Source organism: Streptomyces sp. NPDC032161, assembly GCF_040636995.1.
Lineage (GTDB): Bacteria > Actinomycetota > Actinomycetes > Streptomycetales > Streptomycetaceae > Streptomyces.
In genome coordinates this window covers 616,273-638,541 of the sequence record NZ_JBEZVN010000001.1, presented here as the reverse complement: position 1 = coordinate 638,541, position 22,269 = coordinate 616,273, and the positions used below count along the sequence as shown (strand labels likewise).

Below are 22,269 nucleotides of genomic sequence, written 5' to 3'. Positions count from 1 at the left end.
TAGGAAGCACCTGTGAGCACCTTCGACAACGCCGTCACGGACCGGCCCATCGGTCTCACGGCGCCCAGCGGCATCGACCGCGCGGCGCACCACCGCCTCGACGAGGCATGGCTGGCCGCCGCGTGGAGCCACCCGACCACGCGCGTCTTCGTCGTGTCCGGCGGACAGGTGCTGATCGACGACACCGCCGACGGCGGTACGGAGATCGTCATGACACCGGCCTTCGAGGCCCCGCTCACCGAGACCCACCGCTACTTCCTGGGCACCGACGCGGACGGCGTCAGCTACTTCGCGCTCCAGAAGGACTCGTTGCCCGGCCGCATGGACCAGCCGGCCCGTCCGGCCGGGTTGCGCGAGGCCGGGATGCTGCTCGGCCCCCGGGACGCCGGACTGATGGTGCACGCGGTGGCCCTGGAGAACTGGCAGCGTCTGCACCGCTTCTGCTCGCGCTGCGGGGAGCGCACGGTCATCGCGGCGGCCGGCCACATCCGCCGCTGCCCGACCTGCGGCGCCGAGCACTACCCGCGCACCGACCCCGCGGTCATCATGCTGGTGACGGACGACCAGGACCGCGCGCTGCTCGGCCGTCAGGTGCACTGGCCCGAGGGCCGCTTCTCCACGCTCGCGGGGTTCGTCGAGCCGGGGGAGTCGATCGAGCAGTCCGTGGCCCGCGAGGTCTTCGAGGAGGCGGGCATCACGGTCGGCGAGGTCGAGTACGTCGCCAGCCAGCCCTGGCCGTTCCCGTCCAGTCTGATGCTCGGCTTCATGGCGCGGGCGACCTCCGCCGAGATCGACGTGGACGGCGAGGAGATCGAGGAAGCCCGCTGGTTCTCCCGCGAGGAACTGACCGCGGCCTTCGAATCGGGCGAGGTCCTGCCCCCGTACGGCATCTCGATCGCGTCCCGCCTGATCGAGATGTGGTACGGAAAGCCGCTTCCCAAGCCGGGCAGCGTCGGCTGAGCACGTCTGCCGGGCGCGCGACGACCGGCGGAGACGCGACGACCGGACGACGCGGGACGACGACCGGAAGACGCGAGAACGCCCCTCACCGATACCGGTGAGGGGCGTTGCCGCGTCGGCGGATCAGACGGCGAGCGCCTGCTTCACCTGGGCCAGGGACGGGTTCGTCATGACGGCCTCGGCGCCTGTCGAGCCGATCACCAGGACGGTGGGCACGGTCTGGTTGCCCCCGTTGGCCTTCTCGACGAAGGCGGCGGACTCCGGGTCCTGCTCGATGTTGATCTCGTTGTACGCGATGCCCTCGCGGTCCATCTGGCTCTTGAGCCGACGGCAGTAGCCGCACCACGTGGTGCTGTACATCGTCACAGTGCCCGGCATCTCTTCCCGCTCCTCTGTCTCGTCCGACTGCGCGGTCCTGCTCGGTCCGCCCGGATGGGCAACGTACGCGAGCCGAGCACCATTCCCGTCGCCGCCCGGTCCGGAGACATCTCACACCGGGCCCGCGACAGCGTCTCCGTAACGGAGCCCGGCCCGTACGGAGCCCCGTGATCGGGCGGAGCCCCGCGAGCAACGCGGAGCGCGGCGATTAGTACGACGGACGGACCGCCCCTGTGGACAACCTCCGCACCGGTCACGAGCAACCTGGCAGCATGGCGGGGTGACAGCAGCAACGCATTCCTCCCTCTTCCCACAGGTCCCCGAGTCGGCCGACGCCGTGCTCGACGGGCTCGACCCCGAGCAGCGCGAGGTCGCCACGGCCCTGCATGGCCCGGTGTGTGTGCTGGCCGGGGCCGGTACGGGCAAGACGCGTGCGATCACTCATCGCATCGCCTACGGGGTGCGCGCGGGGATACTCCAGCCGGCGAGCGTGCTCGCCGTCACGTTCACCAATCGGGCCGCGGGCGAGATGCGCGGACGGCTGCGCCAGCTCGGCGCGGGCGGGGTGCAGGCGCGGACGTTCCACTCCGCCGCGCTGCGCCAGCTCCAGTACTTCTGGCCGAAGGCGGTCGGCGGCGACCTGCCGCGGCTGCTGGAGCGCAAGGTCCAGCTGGTCGCGGAGGCGGCGACTCGTTGCCGCATCCGGCTCGACCGCAACGAGCTGCGAGACGTCACGAGCGAGATCGAGTGGTCCAAGGTCACCCAGACCGTGCCCGCCGACTATCCGGCCGTGGTCGCCAGGACCCATCGGGACGCCCCGCGCGATCCGGCCGAGATCTCCCAGATCTACGCCATGTACGAGCAGCTGAAGCGCGATCACGCGGTCATCGACTTCGAGGACGTGCTGCTGCTGACCGTCGCCATCCTCCAGGACCGTCACGACATCGCCGAGCACGTCCGCCGCCAGTACCAGCACTTCGTGGTCGACGAGTACCAGGACGTCAGCCCCCTCCAGCAACGGCTGCTCGACCTCTGGCTCGGAGAGCGGGACAGTCTGTGCGTCGTCGGCGACGCGAGCCAGACGATCTACTCCTTCACCGGAGCCACCCCCGAACACCTGCTGAGCTTCCGCAGCCGCCACCCGCACGCGACCGTCGTCAAGCTGGTCCGGGACTACCGCTCCACCCCCCAGGTCGTCCATCTGGCCAACGGGCTGCTCGGCCAGGCCCGCGGCCGCGCCGCCGAGCACCGGCTGGAACTGATCTCGCAGCGCGACCCCGGCCCCGAGCCCGTCCGTACGGAGTACGCGGACGAGCCCGCGGAGGCGGAGGGCACCGCCCGCCGCGTGCGCGACCTGATCGCCGCGGGCGTCCCGGCGGGCGAGATCGCCGTGCTCTACCGGGTCAACTCCCAGTCCGAGGTCTACGAACAGGCCCTGGCCGACGCGGGCGTGCCCTACCAGCTGCGCGGCGCGGAGCGCTTCTTCGAGCGGGCGGAGGTGCGGGAGGCGGGCACGGCCCTGCGAGGCGCCGCGCGCGCGGGAGGCAACGACCGTCTGCTGGACGACGCGGAGGACCTGGCGGCCCAGGTGCGCGCGGTGCTGTCCACCAAGGGTTGGGCACCGAAGCCGCCCGCGGGTTCCGGGGCGGTGCGCGACCGCTGGGAGTCCCTCGCCGCACTGGTCCGGCTCGCCGAGGACTTCGAACGGGCCAGGCCGGGGGCGACGCTCTCCGACCTGATGGCGGAGCTCGACGAACGGGCCGCCGCCCAGCACGCCCCCACGGTTCAGGGGGTCACCCTCGCCTCGCTGCACTCGGCGAAGGGTCTGGAATGGGACGCCGTGTTCCTGGTCGGACTGACCGAGGGCATGCTGCCGATCGCCTACGCCAGGACCGACGAGCAGATCGAGGAGGAGCGGCGGCTCCTCTATGTCGGCATCACCCGGGCCCGTGTCCACCTCTCGCTGTCGTGGTCGCTCGCCCGTTCGCCGGGCGGACGCGCGGGACGCCGTCCGAGCAGGTTCCTGACCGGGCTGCGCCCCGGGACGGCGGCCCGCGGTCCGCACATCGAGGCGGCAGTGGACGGCGGCGCCGAACGACGCCGGAGCCCGGTCGCCAGGCGCACCCGGCGCGGCCCGGCCCGGTGCCGGGTCTGCGGGAAGACCCTCACCGACGCGGGCGAGATGAAGCTGATGCGCTGTGACGACTGCCCGTCCGACATGGACGAGGCGTTGTACGAGCGACTGCGCGACTGGCGGTCCGTCAGAGCCAAGGAGATCGGCCAGCCCCCCTATTGCGTGTTCACCGACAAGACGTTGATGGCGATCGCCGAGGCGGTGCCGGGCAGCGCGGGCGAACTGGCGGTGATCTCCGGTGTCGGCACGCGGAAGCTGAACCGCTTCGGGACCGCAGTTCTTGCCATTTGCGCAGGTGGGACGGGGGAGGAGCAGACGCCGGACGCCTCCGACGAGGCGTGAGGGAAACTCGTCGGAAAAATAGTTTGCGCCTGCCCCAGTCATCACCATAGGTTCTTAACCACAGGGACAGCGGCTTCTCCGAAGCCCTGGCTCTGTGCTGTACTTATTCGAATACGCAGGATCGGTCCGCCGGTCCCCCGAGACGCCGAGAGGAGGCGATTGAAGTGATCAGCATCATCAAGACCAACAAAATGACCGATCTCTCGGTCGTCTCCGCCTGCTCGCTCGGCCTCGTCTGCTCCCGCGATTTCTCGCTCCGTGGCACCGGTCTGTCCGTCGTCAGCCCGCTGTCCTCCGCGAGCTTCCCCGTGCGGGAGCGCAATGAGCGACCGGCTCAGGCACCGGCAGCAGCAGTAGTGAAGGGGCAGGCCCAGGCCTATGCCTTCGCCGCTGTCGGTGCGGGAGTGGAAGCCGGCGCCAAGAAGCAGACGACGCACCACCACACGATGTGGGCCTTCCGTGGGCCTGAACCCTGGAGTGATCCAGCCTGATTCAGCATCAGGCCGGCGCCTTCAGGGCCGCGGAACCCCACTCGGGATCCGCGGCCCTTTTGTTTGTCCGAACGGACGGACAGCCTGCCCGTCCATGCGGACGGACAGCGCGAAGGAGCCTCGGGACAAGCAGCACCCGGTACCAGCCGCCCTCCGGCCAACAGGCCGGAACGACCAGACGAGGACACCACCCACCGTGCAACTCGAAGCGCACGCCCCGTCCGTACCGCTTTCCGACCCGATCCCGCCGCCCGGCCTCACGGAGGACTCCACCTTGACCCCCCTCACCACGCTCACCTCGCTCGATGACGCCATCGAGAACCTCGACGTACCCGTCCCCTGCCGCTCCTACGACCCGGAGGTCTTCTTCGCCGAGTCGCCGGCCGATGTCGAGTACGCCAAGTCGCTCTGCCGCACCTGCCCGCTCGTCGAGGCGTGCCTCGCAGGTGCCAAGGAGCGGCGCGAGCCTTGGGGCGTCTGGGGCGGTGAGCTCTTCGTCCAGGGCGTCGTCGTCGCCCGCAAGCGGCCTCGGGGCCGTCCGCGCAAGAACCCGGTCGCGGCGTGACCGCCGGACTGGGGGTCATGGCCCCCAAACCCACGAAGCGCACCGGCACCATCGACCGTCCCCGCACCCACGATCCCCGAAATCAGGCACCAATGTCCGTCCCCACACATGAGCCCGTCGGCTCCGCAACACCGAACGTCACGATCATCGGTGCGAACGATTCGCGCCAGAACAGGACCCGCGAGATGCAACTCATCCCAGAAGCCCTGGCCCGTGCTCATATGCACGAGCGCATGAGGGAGGCCGATACGCAACGCCGGGCCGTGCGCCTGGTCAACGCGCGTCGGATGCAGCGCAGGGCCGAGCGCGTATCGATGCGCGCCCGCCGAGCGCTGGCCATGGCGGTCATGCATTAGCAGCCCTCTCGGCACAAGCGCGGGAGGGCACTGACCCGGGCCCTTCACCGGCACCGCCCCCGCCGGGCGACCGCTCCGCCCGGTGGCGACGGACCTGGTCCCGTACCCGGTTCCTCAGTACCCCTTCTTCAGTACCCCTTCCGTGGGGCCGGTCCGAACGGACCGGCCCCACGGTCGTTCGGCGCGCGGACCACGGCCCGCCGCCGTACGCGCCGTGCTGCGCGGTGCGGCGCGGTGCGGTGACCATCGGGTTATCGTCACGAGGTGGACGAGGAGACGCATCCCCGGAACGAGCGGCCCGACGGGCAGGACGCCGCGGTGGTCGTCTGCGCCCTGTGCGGCGCGTCCGCGAACAGCGAGACCCCACCCGCGACCTGGACCTGCTCCGTGGAGAACGGCAGCCACCAGTACGTCTGCGACACATGCGCCCGCACGCACATCAGGGCGATCGAGAGCCGTCTCGACCCCGCCTGGTGGTGACGTCCGGGACGCGCGGCCAGGGCCCCGGAGCCTGCCGTCTCCGCCCGGCCGCCCGGGCTGCCCCTCCCGGTCCTCGATTGCGCCGGCCGGGCCGACGGCCGCCGCCTATGCCCCGGCGACCACGTCGTCGGCCGGTTCCTCCGCGATCACGGGCTCCTGCTCGTACTCCCAGAGGAATCCCGGCAACCAGGATTCGAGTTCGTCACGCAGCCGTACCGTCGCGCCCAGCTGGCACAGCACCCCGATCGTGCTCAGTGTCACCCGATGTATCAGCAGATAGGCGGGCGGCAGATTCAACTGCTTGCCCAGCTGATAGGCGGGGGAGCGCGGATCGCCGATCCGTGCCGCCTGGTTGCGCATCCAGCTCCGGGTGAAGGTGAACTCCTCCGCCTGCGCCGGCTCGATGATCGGGAGAAGGTAGTCCAGCACCACGTCCGGGTCGAGTTCGACCGACTCCTTGACGAACCCCTCCTCGCACAGCAGCTCGTACACCGCCCGCGCCTCACCCGCCAGTGCCAGCCGCAACGAGTCCCCGATCGGCTGCGGGAGACCACCCGGCAGCCGGTCCACCGTGCCGAAGTCCAGTACCCCGAGCCGCCACTGCACGGTCCCGGCGTTCTCGCCGGACTCGTCGGCCCCGTCCGCCCCCTCCTCCGGAGGAAGCAACCGGAAGTTGCCCGGATGCGGGTCGGCATGCAGCAGCCCGGTACGGGCCGGTCCCGAGAAGAGGAAGCGAGCCAGCAACTGACCGGCCCGGTCACGCTGCTCGGGCGTGCCCTTCGCGATCACGTCGGCCAGCGGAACGCCATCCATCCACTCCGTCACCAGTACTTGGTCGGACTGGTGCACCACACCGGGGATCACCATGTCCGGATCGGCCGCGAACTCCTCGGCGTGGGCCTGCTGCGACCGTGCCTCCTGCTCGTAGTCCAGCTCCTCCGAGACGCGGTCGCGCAACTCCGTGATGAGCGGTTTGATGTCCATGCCGGGAATCAACGGACCGAGCAGCCGGGCGAATCTGCTGAGTTGTGTCAGGTCCGAGAGCAGTGCCTCTCCCGCGCCCGGGTACTGCACCTTCACCGCGACGTCCCGCCCGTCGTGCCACACCGCCCGGTGCACCTGGCCGATCGACGCGGCGGCCGACGGCTTGTCCTCGAACTCCAGGAACAGCTCCCGCCAGTCCTCGCCGAGCCGGGCGGCCAGCACCTCGTGGACCGTGCCGCTGGGCATGGGAGGCGCGGCGTCCTGGAGCTTGGTGAGCGCCGCGCGATACGGTCCGGCCACCTCTTCGGGCAGCGCCGACTCGAAGACGGACAGCGCCTGGCCCAGCTTCATCGCGCCGCCCTTCAACTCGCCCAACACCTTGAAGAGCTGATCGGCCGTCCGCTGCTGCACCTCCCGGGCCACGAGCTCCGCGGACTTCCCGCCGATCCGCTTGCCCAGGCCCCAGGTGGCGCGGCCGGCGAAGCCCAACGGCAGGGCTGCCAGTTTGGCGGTACGCGTGACCGCTTTCCGGGGAAGATCAGACATGAGCCCCTCCATATCCCAGACTGCCGTACCGCGTGCGGCGGTTACCCGGCCATTGTGTCGTGCGCCGTGTCGACACCGGAGACGCGCTCCCTGACAGTGTGCCCAGCCGCTCCGCAGCAACAGTCGAGATGCGCCGTGATCCGCTCCGACCGCCAGTCCAACAGCGGCAGCGCGGTCTCCCAGCGGGTCCCCGTGCTCGCGGGCAGATCCCCGTCCAGAAAACACAGCGCGTGCGCGGCGGCGAGACCGGCCACCGCCGTCGCCAGGCCGAGGTCGCACGCCTGCACGGCGGTCCGCCGCCCGGAACGCCACTGGGACAGCATCCGGGGCCACTCCTCGTCCGCCTCCGCGCGGGCCAGCGCCAGACACCCGGCGCACGCCGTCCCCCCAGGCAGGACCAGGGGACCGACCACCCCTGTCGCCTCCACCACTCCGGCGTAGAGGTGGGGAGTGCCGGAGGTGATCCACTGTTCCGCCGACCGTGGGTCCGGGACGTACACGCCGAAGCCGTCACGGGGAGCCACCACGATCAACGAGAGCCCCGGCTCCCCGCTCCCCGAAGCACCCGCGGTCTCCGCCGTCCGAGGAGCCGAGCCGCCCGCGGATCTGCGCACCAACTGCCGGGCGGCGGTGTCCCTGCGCTCCCCGACCGCCGCCGGTGGCAGTCCGCCCGGCGAGACGTCCCAGGGCTCGGTGTGTCCGCCGTCCAGCACCTCCACCCGGCCCACCCCGGCCCCGGACAGCACCGCCGCGATCGCGGCGCCCACCCGGCCCGCACCCCGGACCTGCACCCGCATCGCCCGACGGGCCGCCAGCCGGCGCATTCCACCGCCCGGCTCCGGATGGACGACCGACAGCGACGCCAGATCGGGACGGTGCCGCTCCAGGGCGCCGGGCCGGTTCCTCAACGCGTCGCTCGCGGGACCGGCGGACCGTACGTCCTCGATCAGGCCCGCATCGGTCAGCCGCCGGATCAGGGTGTCGACCTGATGGTCGGACAGATCCAGTGCCCGTGCTTCCTCGCGCAGCAGTGGCAGGCCGCGCGTACCGTCGAGCAGTTCCAGAAAACTGCTCGTCGCGATATCCATCGGCCCGAGCGTCACCGCATGAGCGGGTGTCACCCCGAATTGGACCGTCCCTCGGCCGCGCCACGCGCGGCGCAGCGCGGGCTTCAACATCGGATACACGGCTTTCCCCCGGTCTGAGTTCTGCGAGTTCTGTTCCTCGTTCTGATATCCGTGCGCCCGCCGACGAAGATCGCCGCGCCTGATCCACTCATGACTCACGCGCCGGACCTGTGCGGGACGCGTTGTCAGAATGCGGGGCGGCGCCGAATCGTGCGGAAAGTTGTCCACAGGTGCGGTGTATTTGTCGTTCAAATGCTGCACGTTGCGGAGTGGATCTTGTGTGAACCGTCCGCAGGCGGGACTTCCTCCACCGTGACCGGGTAACGTCATGGCGTGCCCGCCGACCCGCCGCCCGGAATCGCCGGAGATCCCTCTGCGCGCAGCGCCCGACCACGCCACCGCGGCGCGGTGGACCGTCCGCCCCGCGCCTCGGCCACGAGCGCGGTCGAGGTCCGCAGGAGCAATCGCCGCAGCAGGACGGTTTCCGCGTATCGCGAGGGGGACCGCACCATCGTGCTCATCCCGGCCCGGATGTCGAAGGCCGAGGAGCAGCGGTGGGTGAACGTGATGCTCGACAAGCTCGCCGCCCAGGAGAGCAGGAGCATTCTCGGCGACGGTGAACTCGCCGACCGTGCCCAGTGGTTGTCCGCCCAGTACTTCGACGGCCGGGCCAGGCCCGTGTCGGTGCGGTGGGTGACCAATCAGAACACCCGATGGGGATCCTGCACCCCGGCGGAGGGCAGCATCCGGCTCTCGCACCGTTTGCAGGGCATGCCCGAGTACGTCGTCGACTACGTACTGGTGCACGAGTTGGCCCATCTCCTGGTGCCCGGTCACGGCCCCCGGTTCTGGCGGCTGCTGGAGGCGTATCCCCGTACCGAACGGGCCCGCGGCTACCTGGAGGGCGTGGTGGCGGCGGACCGGCTGCCGCATCTGCCCGCCGCACGGGGCGAGTGACGTCCGGCGATTCTGTACCGGATGTGTACCGGCTTGGCCCGATGTCCGAGATTGCGGTTAGCCTGGCGCGACGTATTCACCTTCGGGATGGGGGACGGTCGTTACGCATGGCCAGGGAATTCCAGCGCGGCCACAAGGCCAGGATCGGCGATCTCACCCCGGGGACGGACCTGTACGTAGGCGTGCAGATCGGTGGCCCGGGGCTGACCGTCGACATCAGCTGCTTCGGTCTCGACGCCGACGAGCGGCTCTCGGACGACCGGTATTTCATCTTCTTCAATCAGCCTAAATCGCCCGAAGAGTCCATTCAGCTCCTCGGTTCCCAGGCCGGCGACACCGAGTCGTTCCGCGTCACCCTGGAGCGTATTCCGGCGCACATCCGGAAGCTTTCATTCACCGCGACGATCGACGGCGCCGGCCAGATGTCCGCGATCGGCCCCGGATACATCCGGATCGTCGCCGGTGGCGAGGAAGTCGCCCGGTATGCCTTCGACGGTTCGGAGTTCACCACCGAACGCGCCGTGATGCTGGGCGACTTCTACCTGAAGGACGTCTGGCGGTTCGCCGCCGTCGGCCAGGGCTTCGACGGCGGTCTCGAAGCGCTCCTGAAGAACTTCGGCGGCGAGGTCGCCGAGGAGGAGCCCGCCGCCCCCCAGCCGCAGGGGTCCCCACCGCCGTTCGCCCCGCCCGCGCAGGCGTCCGCACCGGCGCCGGCCCCGTCGTTCGGAGTTCCCGCCGCGCCCCAGGTGCCGCAAGCTCCACAGGTGCCTCAGGCCCCACAGGTGCCCCAGGCTCCGACACCCGATCCCTCTTTCGGCGCCCCGGCCGCGCCCCAGGCTCCGCAGCCCGCCCCGTCGTTCGGTGCCCCGGCCGCACCCACCCCGCAGCAGATCCACAGTGCGCCGACGATGGTGGCGCCGATGGTGCCCATGACGCCGCCCGGTGGCACCGTTCCCCCGCCCGCCCCCGCCCCCGCCCCGGCCCCTTACGGACAGCCGCCGCAGCCGCCGCAGTTCGGCCAGGCTCCGGGTCAGCCCGCGCCCGTCGCGGCTCCCCCCGCTCAGCCGTACCCGGCGCCGTACGGCCAGCAGCCCCCGGGCACGGGCATGGCCACGGGAGTGCCGCACGGCGTACCGCAGTCCGGCGGCGGACTCCAGGCGGCCGTCAACCTCTACAAGGAGGTGGCGACCGGCCGCCGCTGGACGGCGCAGAACCACCAGCTGGTCCGGGTGGACCTCGGCCAGGACAGCGCCCCCGTGCTGGCCCGCCAGGGCAGCATGGTCATGTACCAGGGCAAGGTCGACTTCAGCTACAAGGGCGCGGGCTTCGCGGGCCGGATCGTGGGGAACGCCACGGGCCAGGAGATGCAGCTGATGCGCTGCACCGGCCGCGGTCAGGTGTTCCTCGCGGAGAACAGCGCCCATCTGCACCCCATCGAGCTGCAGGGCGACAGCATCTGCGTCTCGGCCGAGCGCGTCCTCGCCTTCGACGAGTCCCTCCAGTACGAGGTGCGGCGCATCGAGGGGCACGGGATCCCGGGCGGGGCGCTGTTCACGATGGTCTTCCAGGGGACCGGCACCGTCGTGGTGATGACGCACGGCACCCCGGTGGTCCTGCCCGTCACGCCGACGACGTTCGCCGACAGCGACGCGATCGTGGCCTGGTCCGCGGCGTCCCAGGTGATCGTCTCCAGTCAGGTGCGGCTGCGCTACAACGCCTACCCGGGACACAGCGGAGAGTCGGTGAACCTTCAGTTCCGGGGTGCACCGGGCAACTTCATCGTCGTCCAGCCGTACGAGGTCTGAGGAAGCCGAAGCATGAACCAGCAGCTCGCGGGGTACGGCCCCGCACCGGTCACCGCCCGTATGGAGAACCACGGCAGCGCCATGCTGAAGGTGGCGATGGCGACGGGCCAGGACCTCTTCGCACGCGTGGGCTCGATGGTCGCGTACGAGGGGTTCATCCAGTACGAGCCGAACCCGCCCGCCGTACGCCAGATCGCACGCGACTGGATCACCGGCGAAGGCGCCCCCCTCATGAAGTGCAGCGGGGACGGACTGCTCTACCTCGCCGACTACGGCGCGGACGTCGTCGTCGTCCACCTCGACAACGAGGCGCTGTCGGTCAACGGCACGAACGTCCTCGCTTTCGACGCGCAGCTCCAGTGGGGTGTCGAGCGGGTCAAGGGTCTCGCCAAGTTCGCCGGTCAGGGCCTGTGGAACGTGTCGATCTCCGGTACCGGCTGGGTCGCGCTGACCTCGCGCGGGACCCCCGTCGTCGTCAATTGCGGCAGCGGCGAGGACGAGACGTACGTCGACCCCGACGCGCTCATCGCCTGGTCCCCGAACCTGAAGGTGAAGGGCAAACGCAGTTTCAAGGCGGCGTCCCTGATCGGCCGCGGCAGCGGTGAGGCGTTTCAGATGGCCTTCTCCGGCCAGGGCATCGTCGTCGTACAGCCGAGCGAGGACAGCACCGACCGCCTGCGGGCCCGGGGCTGAGGGGAGCGAGAGGACACCATGCAGAGCCCGCTTTTCCAGCACACCGAACAGCAGTCCGCGGACCGCTACACCCTGCAGAACGCGCAGATGCTGCGGGTCTCGCTCAGCGGCCACGACGACGTCCTCGCCCGCAAGGGCAGCATGGTCGCGTACCAGGGCCTGATCGAGTTCGACGGGGAGTACCAGTCGAGGGGACAACAGCGCTCCCGCTCGCACACCGGTGAGGGACTCGACCTCATGCGGTGCTCCGGCCAGGGCACCGTGTTCCTCGCCAACCTCGCGCAGTACGTGCACGTGGTGGACGTCGACCACGACGGTTTGACCGTGGACAGCGCCTATGTGCTCGCGCTGGACTCCGGGCTGCACCACGAGGTCATCGCGGTGGACAGCCAGTACGGCATCGCCGGGTCCGGGAAGTACCAGCTCAACATCACCGGAAGCGGCAAGGTCGCGTTGATGACCTCCGGGCAGCCGCTCATGGTGCAGGTCACGCCCGACAAGTACGTCAACGCCGACGCCGACGCGATAGTCGCCTGGTCCAGCTCGCTGCGGGTGCAGATGCAGGCCCAGACGCACTCCTCGGGTGTCTGGCGGCGCCGCGGCAGCACCGGCGAGGGCTGGGAGCTCAGCTTCCTCGGCCAGGGTTACGCGCTGGTCCAGCCCAGCGAGGTGCTGCCGCCGCAGAACGCGCAGATCGGCCAGGGGATCCGCGCCCAGTACGGGATGGGCCAGCAGGGCGCCTACGGCCAGAACAGGAACAACGCCTGGAACTGAGCCGCGCGGGCCGACACCGACGGCAGCACGGAGGGGACGGCCTTGAAAGCCGTCCCCTCCGCGCGGGCCGAAACGTGCGGGCCCGAAGCGGTGTACGGGCCGACGTGGAGCCGGAAGGGCCCGGAGCGCGTCGACGACGCCGTTCCCGGCCGCGCGTACCGATCGGTTCTAGGGACGCTGCTCCAACACGGCGCGGACGCGCGTCATGAGCCGTACGACCGAGGCGTCGGCCACCGACGGGACCTCGTCGTACGTGAACCAGCGCAGGTCCAGCGACTCGTCACTGATCTGCTCCGTGGCGCCCAGCGGCGCCAGCGCCGCGTACTGCACGTCGAGATGCCAGTGGCAGGGCGACGGAATGCGGTGGCGGTCCAGCGTCACCGGCCCGCCCGGGAGCAGTGCGAGGCCGCTGATCCCGGACTCCTCGGTGGCCTCGCGCAGCGCCGCCGCGGCCAGCGTGCCGTCCTGCGGCTCGCAGTGGCCGCCCATCTGCAGCCACATCCGCAGCTTGCGGTGCAGGGTGAGCAGGACGCGGCCGCGTTCGGGATCGACGACCAGTGCGCTGGCCGTCAGATGCCCGGCGTCGCACGCCTTCCACATGCCGTCCGGATGCCGGGCCAGGTGGTCCAGGTAGACCTGCCGCAGCCCGTCCTGGTCCGGGTCCTGCGCGTCCTCGTAACCCTTGAGCACGAGAACGGCGTCGTCGTGCAGGCTCACCGGTCGCTGTCGCCCTTGCTGTCGCTCCCGCGGTCGTCGGCCTCTCCGGAGGACGCCTCGTCCGTGCCGGTCGTGGGCTTCTTCGGTTCCTGCGCGGCCTCGCCGAGCATCTTGTCCAGTTCGGAGAAGTCCAGCTGCTCGTGGTGGACGAACCCGTCCGGATCGTCCAGGTCCTGTGCCGTCGGCAGCATGTCGGGGTGCTCCCACAGCGCGTCGCGCCCGTCCAGCCCGCGGGCGTCGGTGAGCGAGGCCCACAGGCGCGAGGCGTCGCGCAGCCGCCGCGGACGCAGCTGGAGGCCGATGAGCGTGGCGAACGTCTGCTCGGCCGGACCACCGGAGGCGCGCCGCCGCCGCATGGTCTCGCGCAGGGCGTCGGCCGACGTCAGACGGGACTTGGCGGCCTCGTGCACCACCGCGTCCACCCAGCCCTCGACCAGCGCGAGCGCCGTCTCCAGCCTGGCCAGGGCCGCCTTCTGCTCCGGCGTGTCCTCCGGCTGGAACATGCCCTGCTGGAGGGCGTCCTGCAGCTGCTCGGGCTGCGACGGGTCGAACTGACCGACCACGTCCTCCAGCTTGCTGGTGTCGACCTTGATGCCGCGCGCGTATCCCTCGACGGCACCGAACAGATGCGAGCGCAGCCACGGGACGTGGGCGAAGAGGCGCTGGTGCGCGGCCTCGCGCAGCGCGAGGTACAGCCGGACCTCGTCCTGCGGGACACCGAGGTCCTTGCCGAAACGCTCAACGTTCAACGGAAGGAGCGCGGCCTTGCCCGCCGGGCCCAGCGGCAGTCCGATGTCGGTCGACCCGACCACCTCGCCCGCCAGCACGCCGACGGCCTGTCCGATCTGCTGGCCGAACATCGCGCCGCCCATCGACCGCATCATGCCGATCAGCGGGCCCGCCATCGCCTGCATCTCCTCGGGCAGCACGTCGCCCATGGCGACGCCCACGCGCTCGGCCACCGGGTCGACCAGCTTCTGCCAGGCGGGAAGGGACGCCTCCACCCACTCCGCACGGCTCCACGCCACCGTCGAGACCGAACCGGAGGGCAGCGACGTCACACCGTCCAGCCACAGGTCGGCCAGGCGCAGCGCCTCGTCGACCGCGGACCGCTCGGACGGGCCGACGCTCGCGTCCTTGGAACCGTCGGGCGTGCCCTGCGCGACCGTCTGGCGGGCGATCTGCTTGGCCATGTCCCAGTTCACGGGACCGCCCTCGTAGCTCAGCATCTGGCCGAGCTGCTGGAAGGCCGCCCCCAGGTCGTTGGGGTTCAGCGTGCCGAACATCGCCGCGAACGGGTTGTCCCCGCCCGCGCCGGGCCCGAAGCCGAACGGGTTCGCCGGCCCGCCCGAACCCTGCCCACCTCCGGTGGGGTCCTTCTTCTTGCCCTCGTCGCCGTTCTCCGGCTCCTCCGGCGGAAGGCCGAATCCGAATGGGGTGTCACTCACGGGTTTCCTCGGCTCTTAGGGCCGCCGGCGCGAACCGACGGCGACTGCCCGACATCACCATCCAGCGTAGACACCAAAAGTCCGCTCGGGGGCTCGGTGCTCCTCGGCCCCGGCCTGCGGCAGGATGGACGCCACCTGGTACGTACGCGTCATTCGGGTACGTACTGAAGACAACCGCTGGAGACGCCCGGTGAGTTCCCCAGATCCTCAGGTTCGCGCAGCGCGAAACCTTTCCGCCCCCTCGACCGAGAGCAAACCCGTGAAGAGCCGTTCAGGGAGCCGTGGCCCCGTCGTCGCGGTCACCGGAGCCGCGCGCGGCGTCGGCGAGCTGCTCGTCGCACGCCTCGTGGCTTCCGAGGAGATCAAGCAGGTCATCGCCATCGACGAGCGCCGCGGGGAGGTCCCCGACGCGACGTGGTACCTCCTCGACGTACGGGACCCGGCCATCGCGGAGAAGCTGCGCGGCGCGGACGTCGTGGTGCACCTGGCACTCGATCTCGACCTGGAGACCGACCCCGCCGCCCGCACCGCCTACAACGTGCGCGGAACCCAGACCGTGCTCACGGCCGCCGCGGCCGCGGGGGTCCACCGGGTGGTCCTGTGCACCTCGGCGATGGTCTACGGGGCGCTGCCCGACAACGACCTGCCGCTCGCCGAGGACGCCGAGCTGCGCGCCACGGCCGAGGCCACCGGTGTCGGGGACCTCCTGGAGATCGAACGCCTCGGCCGCCGTGCGCCCCGGGCCCATCCCGGACTCAACGTGACCGTGATCCGGCCCGCGGTCCTGGTCGGCGGCACGGACACCGCGCTGACCCGCTACTTCGAGTCGCCGCGCCTCCTCGTCGTCGCCGGGTCGCGTCCCACCTGGCAGTTCTGCCATGTCGAGGACCTGGTCACGGCCCTGGAGTACGCGGCGCTGGAGAAGATCGACGGCGAGTTCGCGGTCGGCTGCGACGGCTGGCTGGAGCAGGAGGAGGTCGAGGAGCTCAGCGGTGTCCGCCGGATGGAACTGCCCTCGGCCGTCGCCCTCGGCGCCGCCGCCCGGCTGCACAGGATCGGGCTCACCCCGTCGCCGGCGGGGGATCTGGCGTACACGATGCACCCCTGGGTGGTCAGCGTGAGCCGGCTGCACGACGCGGGCTGGCGTCCGCGCTGGACCAACGAGGACGTGCTCGCCGCGCTCCTCGAAGAGGTGGCGGGACGGCACACCGTCGCCGGACGCCGCCTCGGCCGCAAGGACGCGACCGCGGCGGGTGCCGCCGGTGCGACCGTGGCGCTGCTCGGCACCGCCGCCCTGGTCCGCAGGGCCCGCAAGGCCCGCCGCCGCATCTGACCCCCGGCCCCGGGGCCCGTACGGGGCTCTCCGGGTCGAGGCGGTCCGTGCGCGGACCCGGGACCGCGCGGACCGACGTCGCATACGCGCTCCCCCTTTGCCGGCACGGTACGGCACCATGGGCCCCATGGTTCCCATGCACGACCACCCCGGCGAGCGGGCGTCGACCGACCCCGTCCGGCTGCTGGCGATCCGCGACACACCGTTGTCGGTCGACGAGGTCCTGCGTGCCGTCGGCGACGACGCCGCAGGAGGCACCGCGCTCTTCGCCGGCACGGTGCGCAACCACGACGGCGGTCAGGACGTCAGCGCGCTCGGATACTCCTGCCATCCGTCGGCGCAGGACGAACTGCGCCGGGTGGCCGAGAAGGTCGTGGCGGAATTCCCGGTCCGGGCGCTCGCCGCCGTCCACCGTGTGGGTGACCTCCGAGTGGGCGATACCGCGGTCGTCGTCGCCGTCTCCTGCCCGCATCGCGCGGAGGCGTTCGAGGCGTGCCGCAAGCTCATCGACGACCTCAAGCGCGAGGTCCCGATCTGGAAGCACCAGCGGTTCTCGGACGGCACCGAGGAATGGGTCGGCGCTTGCTGAGCGCAAGCCGATCGAGTGGTTGGCCGCCCCGATTTGCGTAATCGTCCCCCTGCCATGAGCGTGGGTCCTGCAGACGGTTAATCTGCTGACCGGTCAGTTGCGGTCGCTCATGGGGCAGGGAGGTCGTAATGGCAGCACTTGCCTGGTTGTTGATTCCGCTTTTCGCCGCGCTCGGTGCGGCGATATGGGGCAGCTGGGTCACTCGTGATCACACGCCCGGTGATGTCTCGGAACTGGCCGGGTACGCGCGGTTCCGTGAAGCGATGGAGAAATCGCATTCCGGTTCCGATGCCGTCTGACGCTTCTCGCGCCCCGCGCAGTCGTCGCGGCGCATACGCAGTCGCCAATCCGTGCCCCTGAGAGGACGGCACCCGTGTTCCGGTGCCGACCGCCGACGCTTCCGCGCAAGGCCGTACCGCACCGGGCTTCCTGCCTCCCGGGCATCGGCCCCGACAGCGCACTGACAGACCCTTCCCGTACTGTCGTTCCATGCCACGCCGCACCGCGACGATGCTCGCCGCCACCCTGATGCTCATCGCGCTGCTCTGCGCGGCGCTGCTGATCAAGGTGCCGTACTCCGAGATGTCTCCCGGGCCGACCGTGAACACCCTCGGCAAGGTCAAGGGCGAGCCGGTCCTGCAGATCTCGGGGCACAAGACGTATCCGACATCGGGCAATCTCAACATGACCACCGTCAGGGTCACCGGCGCCGACTACCGCATGAATCTCGTCGGGGCCGTGTACGGGTGGCTGTCCCACGACAGCGTGGTGGTGCCGCACGACACCCTCTACCCCGACGGCAAGACGGAGCAGCAGTCCACGCAGGAGAACGCCGAGGAGTTCACCCAGTCACAGGAGAGCGCCAAGGTCGCCGCCCTGAACGAACTGGGCATCCCGGTGGCGTCGCGCGTCGTGGTCTCCACGGTCGTCAAGGACAGCCCCGCCCAGGGCAGGCTGCACGCCGGAGACGTGATCAAGAAGGTCGACGGCACGGACATCAAGCAGCCCGAGGACGTCGCGAAGCTCGTCACCCGGCACGAGCCCGGTGAGGACGTCACGTTCACGATCGTCCCGGCGAAGACGGCGCAGGCGGCCGAGAAGGCCGGCAAGGAGCCCGAGGGCAGCCGGAAGGTCGTCATCACCACCGCGAAGGCCCCGGGGGACAAGCGCGCGATCGTCGGCATCCAGGCCGCGACGGACCACACGTTCCCGTTCCGGATCGACATCGAGCTCGCCGACGTCGGCGGCCCGAGCGCGGGCCTGATGTTCTCCCTCGGTCTCGTCGACAAGCTGACGCCGACCGACCTGACCGGCGGCAAGTTCATCGCGGGCACGGGCACGATCGACGACAAGGGCAAGGTCGGCCCGATCGGCGGCATCACCATGAAGCTGGTCGGCGCGCGGGACGCGGGCGCACGTTACTTCCTGACCCCGGCCGACAACTGCAAGGCGGCCGCCTCCGACACCCCGGGCGGACTCACACTGGTCAAGGTGAAGACGCTCGACGACGCGAGGAAGTCGCTGGAGAAGATCCGGACGGGGGACACGGCCGGTCTGCCGAGCTGTTCGGCCGGCTGACCGTGCCCCGCGCGGGAGGCCGCGCTCCCCGAAGGAGCACGACAGTCCCGCAGTCATCGAGGGCGGCCGCTCAGTCCTCGAAGGTCGCGGCCAGCGCGTCGGCCAGCCCGGGCACCAGGCCCGCGCCCGTCCGCACCTCACTCGGCGAGTCCTTCTCGCGCAGGCGCACGGCGCACTCGCGCGAACCGTCACGGAGCACGGCCACGGTCATCCGCACCTCCTGGCGCTCAGGGTGCTTCGCGACCCACTTGGCCAGCTGGGCCTCGTCGAGCCCCTCGGGCACGGACGCCTCGGCGGACGGCGGCAGCATCAACCGTTCCACGGTCAGCGCACAGCCCGCCACCGCGTCGGGCCACGCGATCGTGGCGAGGAAGTCGTCCAGGGCGGTGCCCGCCGGAAGCTCCTCCTGCTCGATGGGGGTGAGGGAGGAGGCGGGGGCGTCGGAGTCCAGGCCGAGCTGGGCGGCGAGGCCGGGCTCCTGGACCCGCAGCCGGGCCGTGTCGACGAGGGCGAACAGCAGGGCGGGCCGGTCCCAGCCGAGGCCGGAGACGTACTCGTCGATCTCGAGCACGGCGACGGTGAGGGGGCTCGCGGCCATCGGGGGGCCTGAGGCGGAAACGTTGGACATGACCAATATCCTGCCTCCTTCCGCCCCGGGATCGGGAACTAGGTAAAGGGTCAGTAAGTTGCATAGGTGGGTCCTACGATTTCCGGGCCCGCTTCATACGACCCGCGAACTACGAGGTGCGCACGTTGGCTTTCCAGATGCCGGACCGCGGCGGAGGCCCGACCGGGCCACGGATCAGAGTCGGCCGCCCGTCCCGGCGCGCCCGTACCCTGCTCATGACACTGGGCGTCCTGGCGGTCCTCGCCATGGCGTTCGTCATGTTCGCCGGGTTCTGGACCGACTGGCTCTGGTACCGGTCGGTTTCGTACTCGTCCGTCTTCACCACCACCCTGTGGACCAAGATCGGACTGTTTCTCGTCTTCGGACTGCTGATGGCGCTCGTCGTCGGCCTGAACATCTGGCTCGCGCACCGGCTCCGGCCGCCGCTGAGCGCGATGTCGCTGGAGCAGCAGAGCCTGGACCGGTACCGGATGAGCCTCGCCCCCTTCAAGAAGTGGGTGCTGCTCGCGATCGCCGCGGTCGTCGGACTGATCGCCGGAGCGTCCGCCTCCGGGCAGTGGCGCACCTGGCTGATGTACGTGAACGGCGTGGCCTTCGGCCAGAAGGATCCCCAGTTCCACCTGGACGTCTCCTTCTACGCCTTCGACCTGCCCTGGTACCGCTTCCTGCTGGGCTTCGGCTTCGCGGCCACCGTGCTCTCGCTGATCGCCGCCGCGCTGACCCACTACCTGTACGGCGGGCTCCGCATCACCAGCCCCGGCGCGCGGGCGACCGGCGCGGCCACCGGCCATCTGTCGGTGCTGCTCGGCGTCTTCGTCTCGCTGAAGGCGGTGGCGTACTGGCTCGACCGCTACGGCCTGGCCGTGAAGTCCAGCGACTTCAAGGCGACGGACAACTGGGCGGGTCTGCGTTACGTCGACGCCAACGCCTACCTCCCGGCGAAGACCATCCTGTTCTGCATCGCCGCGATCTGCGCCCTGCTCTTCTTCGCGACGCTCTGGCGCCGCACCTGGCAGCTTCCGGTGATCGGCTTCGGCCTGATGGTGCTCTCGGCGATCCTGATCGGCGGGCTGTACCCGGCCATCGTGCAGAAGTTCCAGGTCCAGCCGAACGAGCAGGCCAAGGAAGCCCCGTTCATCCGGAAGAACATCGAAGCGACGCGTGACGCGTACGACATCGACCGGGCGCAGGTGCAGGACTACTCGGGCAAGAGCACGACGGAGGACAACGCCGAACTGCGCGCGAGCGCGGACACCGCCGCCAGCTACCGGGTGATGGACCCCAACGTCGTCTCCCCGGCCTTCCAGCAGCTCCAGCAGAAGAGGAACTACTACCAGTTCCCCAAGACGCTGGACGTGGACCGCTACAAGGACGCCGCCGGCAAGGACCAGGACACGGTCATCGGTCTGCGCGAGCTGAACCTCGACGGCATCCCCAAGCGCAACTGGATCAACGACCACTTCACCTACACCCACGGCTACGGCGCCATCGCGGCCCGGGGCACGACGACGGGCAAGAACCCGAAGGGCTCCCCGGACTTCACCGAGTCGGGCCTGCCGACCACGGGTGACCTGGGCACGTACGAGCAGCGGATCTACTACGGCGAGAAGACCGAGCAGTACTCCATCGTCGGCGGGCCCCAGAAGGAGCTCGACTACGAGGAGGACGGCGAGAAGACCACCAGCTACAAGGGCGACAGCGGGGTCAGCCTCTCCAACACCTTCAACCGTGCCGCGTACGCGGTGGCGTTCAGCGAGCCGCAGATCCTCTACTCCGGCGCCATCGGCGACGGCTCGCGGATCCTCTACAACCGCACGCCCAAGGAGCGCGTCGAGGCGGTCGCCCCGTGGCTGACCATCGACGGCGACGCCTACCCGGCCGTGGTGAACAAGCGGATCCAGTGGGTCGTCGACGCGTACACCACCACCAACGGCTATCCGTACGCCTCGCGGACCACGCTCGGCGACACCACGGCCGACTCGCTGACCACCAACCAGCGCGCGGTCGTCGCCCAGCAGAACCAGGTCAACTACATCCGCAACTCCGTGAAGGCCACGGTCGACGCCTACGACGGCACGGTGAAGCTCTACGAGTGGGACACCAAGGACCCGGTCCTCAAGACCTGGCGCAAGGCGTTCCCCGGAACGGTGGAGTCCAGGGCGGACATCCCGCAGGAACTCCTGGAGCACCTGCGCTACCCGCAGGACCTGTTCAAGGTCCAGCGCGAGCTGCTCACCCGCTACCACGTCACGAACCCCGCCCAGTTCTACAGTGGCAGTGACGCGTGGCAGGTCCCGGACGACCCGACCAACAAGGACTCGGGTGCCGTCCCGCCGTACTACCTGAGCATAAAGATGCCGGACCAGTCGGCCCAGAAGTTCTCGCTGACCACCACGTTCACGCCGAAGGGGCGTCCCGACCTCGGGGCGTTCATGGCGGTGGACGCGGACGCCGCCAGCAAGGACTACGGAACGATAAGGCTGCTCAGGGTCACCACCACGGTGAAGGGCCCCGGTCAGGTGCAGAGCGAGCTCAACGGCAACGACGACGTCGCCGAGTTCGTGAGGAACCTCAAGGGAACCGACTCCGACATCGAGTACGGCAACCTGCTGACCGTGCCGCTCGAAGGCGGATTCCTCTACATCGAGCCGGTGTACACCCGCGGTGGCACGCAGAACTACCCGCTGCTGCGCAAGGTCGCCGCCTCGTACGGCTCGAAGACCGTCTTCAAGAACAGCCTCGGAGAGGCGCTCAACGAGGTCTTCGGGGTGACGGGCGAGACTCCGCCGTCCGAGGAGACCAGTCGGCCGCCGGGCGAGACCACTCAGCCGCCGGCCACCGGTGAGGCGGCGCTGAAGAAGGCGATCGCCGACGCGCAGAAGGCGTACGCGGCGGGCGAGGCGGCCCTGAAGGAACAGGACTGGACCGCCTACGGCAAGGCCCAGGCGGAGCTCCAGGACGCGCTGGAGCGCGCGGCGGCGGCCCAGCCCAAGTCGGGCGGCGGGAACGACGCGGACCGTTCCGGCGGTTCCGGCGACCGGGGCGCGAAGCCGGACGACGGCGGTTCGAAGCCGGGTGGCGGCGGTGCCGCGAAGCCGGGCGGCGACAGCGGCTGACGGTGACGGGCTCCCCGGCCGGGTAACCCGGTAAAGGCTCCACCCCGCGTCGTGGTACGGTTTCCACACAACGACGCGGGGTGGAGCAGCTCGGTAGCTCGCTGGGCTCATAACCCAGAGGTCGCAGGTTCAAATCCTGTCCCCGCTACTGGAAGACGAAGGCCCGGATCCTTTCGAGGATCCGGGCCTTCGTCGTGCCGCGTGACTTTCTCGTGGGATGGGGCGAAGGGCGGTTCGCGGGGCGCGAGTTGGGCCCGAACGTGTTTGA

General features: G+C 70.3%; 21 protein-coding genes and 1 tRNA gene. 16 read left to right on the top strand and 6 right to left on the bottom strand.

Going from position 1 to position 22,269, the window contains the following annotated elements:
• Positions 1-12: 12 nt before the first annotated feature.
• On the top strand, positions 13-960 hold the full coding sequence (gene nudC / locus AB0E67_RS02680; RefSeq protein ID WP_351525924.1) for an NAD(+) diphosphatase: 948 nt from the start codon (positions 13-15) through the stop codon (positions 958-960).
• Between the two features lie 123 nt (positions 961-1,083).
• Here nudC and AB0E67_RS02675 read toward each other — a convergent pair whose 3' ends face one another.
• Positions 1,084-1,338 (bottom strand): mycoredoxin, encoded by a 255-nt coding sequence (locus tag AB0E67_RS02675; protein ID WP_362019944.1) that lies wholly within the window; start codon positions 1,336-1,338, stop codon positions 1,084-1,086.
• A 280-nt stretch (positions 1,339-1,618) separates the two neighbouring features.
• Here AB0E67_RS02675 and AB0E67_RS02670 point away from each other — a divergent pair, with 280 nt between their 5' ends.
• The 5 genes from AB0E67_RS02670 (at position 1,619) to AB0E67_RS02650 (ending at position 5,706) form a co-directional block, all read left to right on the top strand.
• On the top strand, positions 1,619-3,814 hold the full coding sequence (locus tag AB0E67_RS02670; protein ID WP_362019941.1) for an ATP-dependent DNA helicase UvrD2: 2,196 nt from the start codon (positions 1,619-1,621) through the stop codon (positions 3,812-3,814).
• 164 nt (positions 3,815-3,978) lie between these two features.
• On the top strand, positions 3,979-4,305 hold the full coding sequence (locus tag AB0E67_RS02665) for a hypothetical protein (protein WP_362019939.1): 327 nt from the start codon (positions 3,979-3,981) through the stop codon (positions 4,303-4,305).
• A 196-nt stretch (positions 4,306-4,501) separates the two neighbouring features.
• Complete coding sequence (locus AB0E67_RS02660) at positions 4,502-4,870, top strand: WhiB family transcriptional regulator (protein WP_362019936.1); 369 nt, start codon at positions 4,502-4,504, stop codon at positions 4,868-4,870.
• 17 nt (positions 4,871-4,887) lie between these two features.
• Positions 4,888-5,226: a hypothetical protein gene (locus AB0E67_RS02655; protein WP_362021418.1), complete on the top strand. Its 339-nt coding sequence runs from the start codon at positions 4,888-4,890 to the stop codon at positions 5,224-5,226.
• Positions 5,227-5,490: 264 nt separating this feature from the next.
• Positions 5,491-5,706 carry a hypothetical protein gene (locus tag AB0E67_RS02650; RefSeq protein ID WP_362019933.1) on the top strand — a complete coding sequence of 72 codons (216 nt, stop codon included), beginning with the start codon at positions 5,491-5,493 and terminating at the stop codon, positions 5,704-5,706.
• A 105-nt stretch (positions 5,707-5,811) separates the two neighbouring features.
• Here the strand turns inward: AB0E67_RS02650 and AB0E67_RS02645 are convergent, their stop codons facing one another.
• Complete coding sequence (locus tag AB0E67_RS02645; protein ID WP_362019930.1) at positions 5,812-7,236, bottom strand: AarF/ABC1/UbiB kinase family protein; 1,425 nt, start codon at positions 7,234-7,236, stop codon at positions 5,812-5,814.
• Between the two features lie 41 nt (positions 7,237-7,277).
• Positions 7,278-8,423: a ThiF family adenylyltransferase gene (locus AB0E67_RS02640; RefSeq protein ID WP_362019928.1), complete on the bottom strand. Its 1,146-nt coding sequence runs from the start codon at positions 8,421-8,423 to the stop codon at positions 7,278-7,280.
• Between the two features lie 273 nt (positions 8,424-8,696).
• Here AB0E67_RS02640 and AB0E67_RS02635 point away from each other — a divergent pair, with 273 nt between their 5' ends.
• From AB0E67_RS02635 to AB0E67_RS02620, 4 genes are all read left to right on the top strand, one after another.
• A complete protein-coding gene (locus tag AB0E67_RS02635) occupies positions 8,697-9,320 on the top strand; it encodes a M48 family metallopeptidase (RefSeq protein ID WP_362019925.1) in 624 nt (207 codons plus the stop codon).
• 107 nt (positions 9,321-9,427) lie between these two features.
• On the top strand, positions 9,428-11,125 hold the full coding sequence (locus AB0E67_RS02630) for a TerD family protein (RefSeq protein ID WP_362019923.1): 1,698 nt from the start codon (positions 9,428-9,430) through the stop codon (positions 11,123-11,125).
• Between the two features lie 12 nt (positions 11,126-11,137).
• Positions 11,138-11,818, top strand: a complete 681-nt coding sequence (locus AB0E67_RS02625; RefSeq protein WP_362019920.1) for an AIM24 family protein — start codon at positions 11,138-11,140, stop codon at positions 11,816-11,818.
• Positions 11,819-11,836: 18 nt separating this feature from the next.
• A complete protein-coding gene (locus AB0E67_RS02620) occupies positions 11,837-12,592 on the top strand; it encodes an AIM24 family protein (RefSeq protein ID WP_362019917.1) in 756 nt (251 codons plus the stop codon).
• A gap of 168 nt (positions 12,593-12,760) precedes the next feature.
• Here the strand turns inward: AB0E67_RS02620 and AB0E67_RS02615 are convergent, their stop codons facing one another.
• Together AB0E67_RS02615 and AB0E67_RS02610 are read right to left on the bottom strand one after the other, a co-directional pair.
• Positions 12,761-13,309, bottom strand: coding sequence for an NUDIX hydrolase (locus AB0E67_RS02615; protein WP_362019914.1), 549 nt, complete (start codon positions 13,307-13,309; stop codon positions 12,761-12,763).
• Positions 13,306-14,757 carry a zinc-dependent metalloprotease gene (locus AB0E67_RS02610; RefSeq protein ID WP_362019912.1) on the bottom strand — a complete coding sequence of 484 codons (1,452 nt, stop codon included), beginning with the start codon at positions 14,755-14,757 and terminating at the stop codon, positions 13,306-13,308. The genes AB0E67_RS02615 and AB0E67_RS02610 overlap by 4 nt, the downstream gene beginning before the upstream one ends.
• 190 nt (positions 14,758-14,947) lie before the next feature.
• Here AB0E67_RS02610 and AB0E67_RS02605 point away from each other — a divergent pair, with 190 nt between their 5' ends.
• The 4 genes from AB0E67_RS02605 to AB0E67_RS02590 all read left to right on the top strand — a co-directional run bounded on the left by AB0E67_RS02605 (position 14,948) and on the right by AB0E67_RS02590 (position 18,257).
• Positions 14,948-16,090 carry an SDR family oxidoreductase gene (locus AB0E67_RS02605; protein WP_362019909.1) on the top strand — a complete coding sequence of 381 codons (1,143 nt, stop codon included), beginning with the start codon at positions 14,948-14,950 and terminating at the stop codon, positions 16,088-16,090.
• Positions 16,091-16,217: 127 nt separating this feature from the next.
• Positions 16,218-16,679, top strand: a complete 462-nt coding sequence (locus AB0E67_RS02600; protein ID WP_362019908.1) for a molybdenum cofactor biosynthesis protein MoaE — start codon at positions 16,218-16,220, stop codon at positions 16,677-16,679.
• A gap of 128 nt (positions 16,680-16,807) precedes the next feature.
• Entirely contained in the window at positions 16,808-16,978 is a 171-nt protein-coding gene (locus AB0E67_RS02595; protein ID WP_362019906.1) for a hypothetical protein, read from the top strand.
• Between the two features lie 190 nt (positions 16,979-17,168).
• Positions 17,169-18,257 carry a PDZ domain-containing protein gene (locus AB0E67_RS02590; RefSeq protein ID WP_362019903.1) on the top strand — a complete coding sequence of 363 codons (1,089 nt, stop codon included), beginning with the start codon at positions 17,169-17,171 and terminating at the stop codon, positions 18,255-18,257.
• 70 nt (positions 18,258-18,327) lie between these two features.
• Here the strand turns inward: AB0E67_RS02590 and AB0E67_RS02585 are convergent, their stop codons facing one another.
• Positions 18,328-18,885: a PPA1309 family protein gene (locus tag AB0E67_RS02585; protein WP_242433825.1), complete on the bottom strand. Its 558-nt coding sequence runs from the start codon at positions 18,883-18,885 to the stop codon at positions 18,328-18,330.
• A 137-nt stretch (positions 18,886-19,022) separates the two neighbouring features.
• On the opposite strand from AB0E67_RS02585, the gene AB0E67_RS02580 reads away from it, so the two are divergent.
• Together AB0E67_RS02580 and AB0E67_RS02575 are read left to right on the top strand one after the other, a co-directional pair.
• Positions 19,023-22,001 carry a UPF0182 family protein gene (locus AB0E67_RS02580; protein WP_362021416.1) on the top strand — a complete coding sequence of 993 codons (2,979 nt, stop codon included), beginning with the start codon at positions 19,023-19,025 and terminating at the stop codon, positions 21,999-22,001.
• Positions 22,002-22,075: 74 nt separating this feature from the next.
• Positions 22,076-22,149: transfer RNA gene (locus tag AB0E67_RS02575), tRNA-Met, on the top strand.
• Positions 22,150-22,269: the final 120 nt, after the last annotated feature.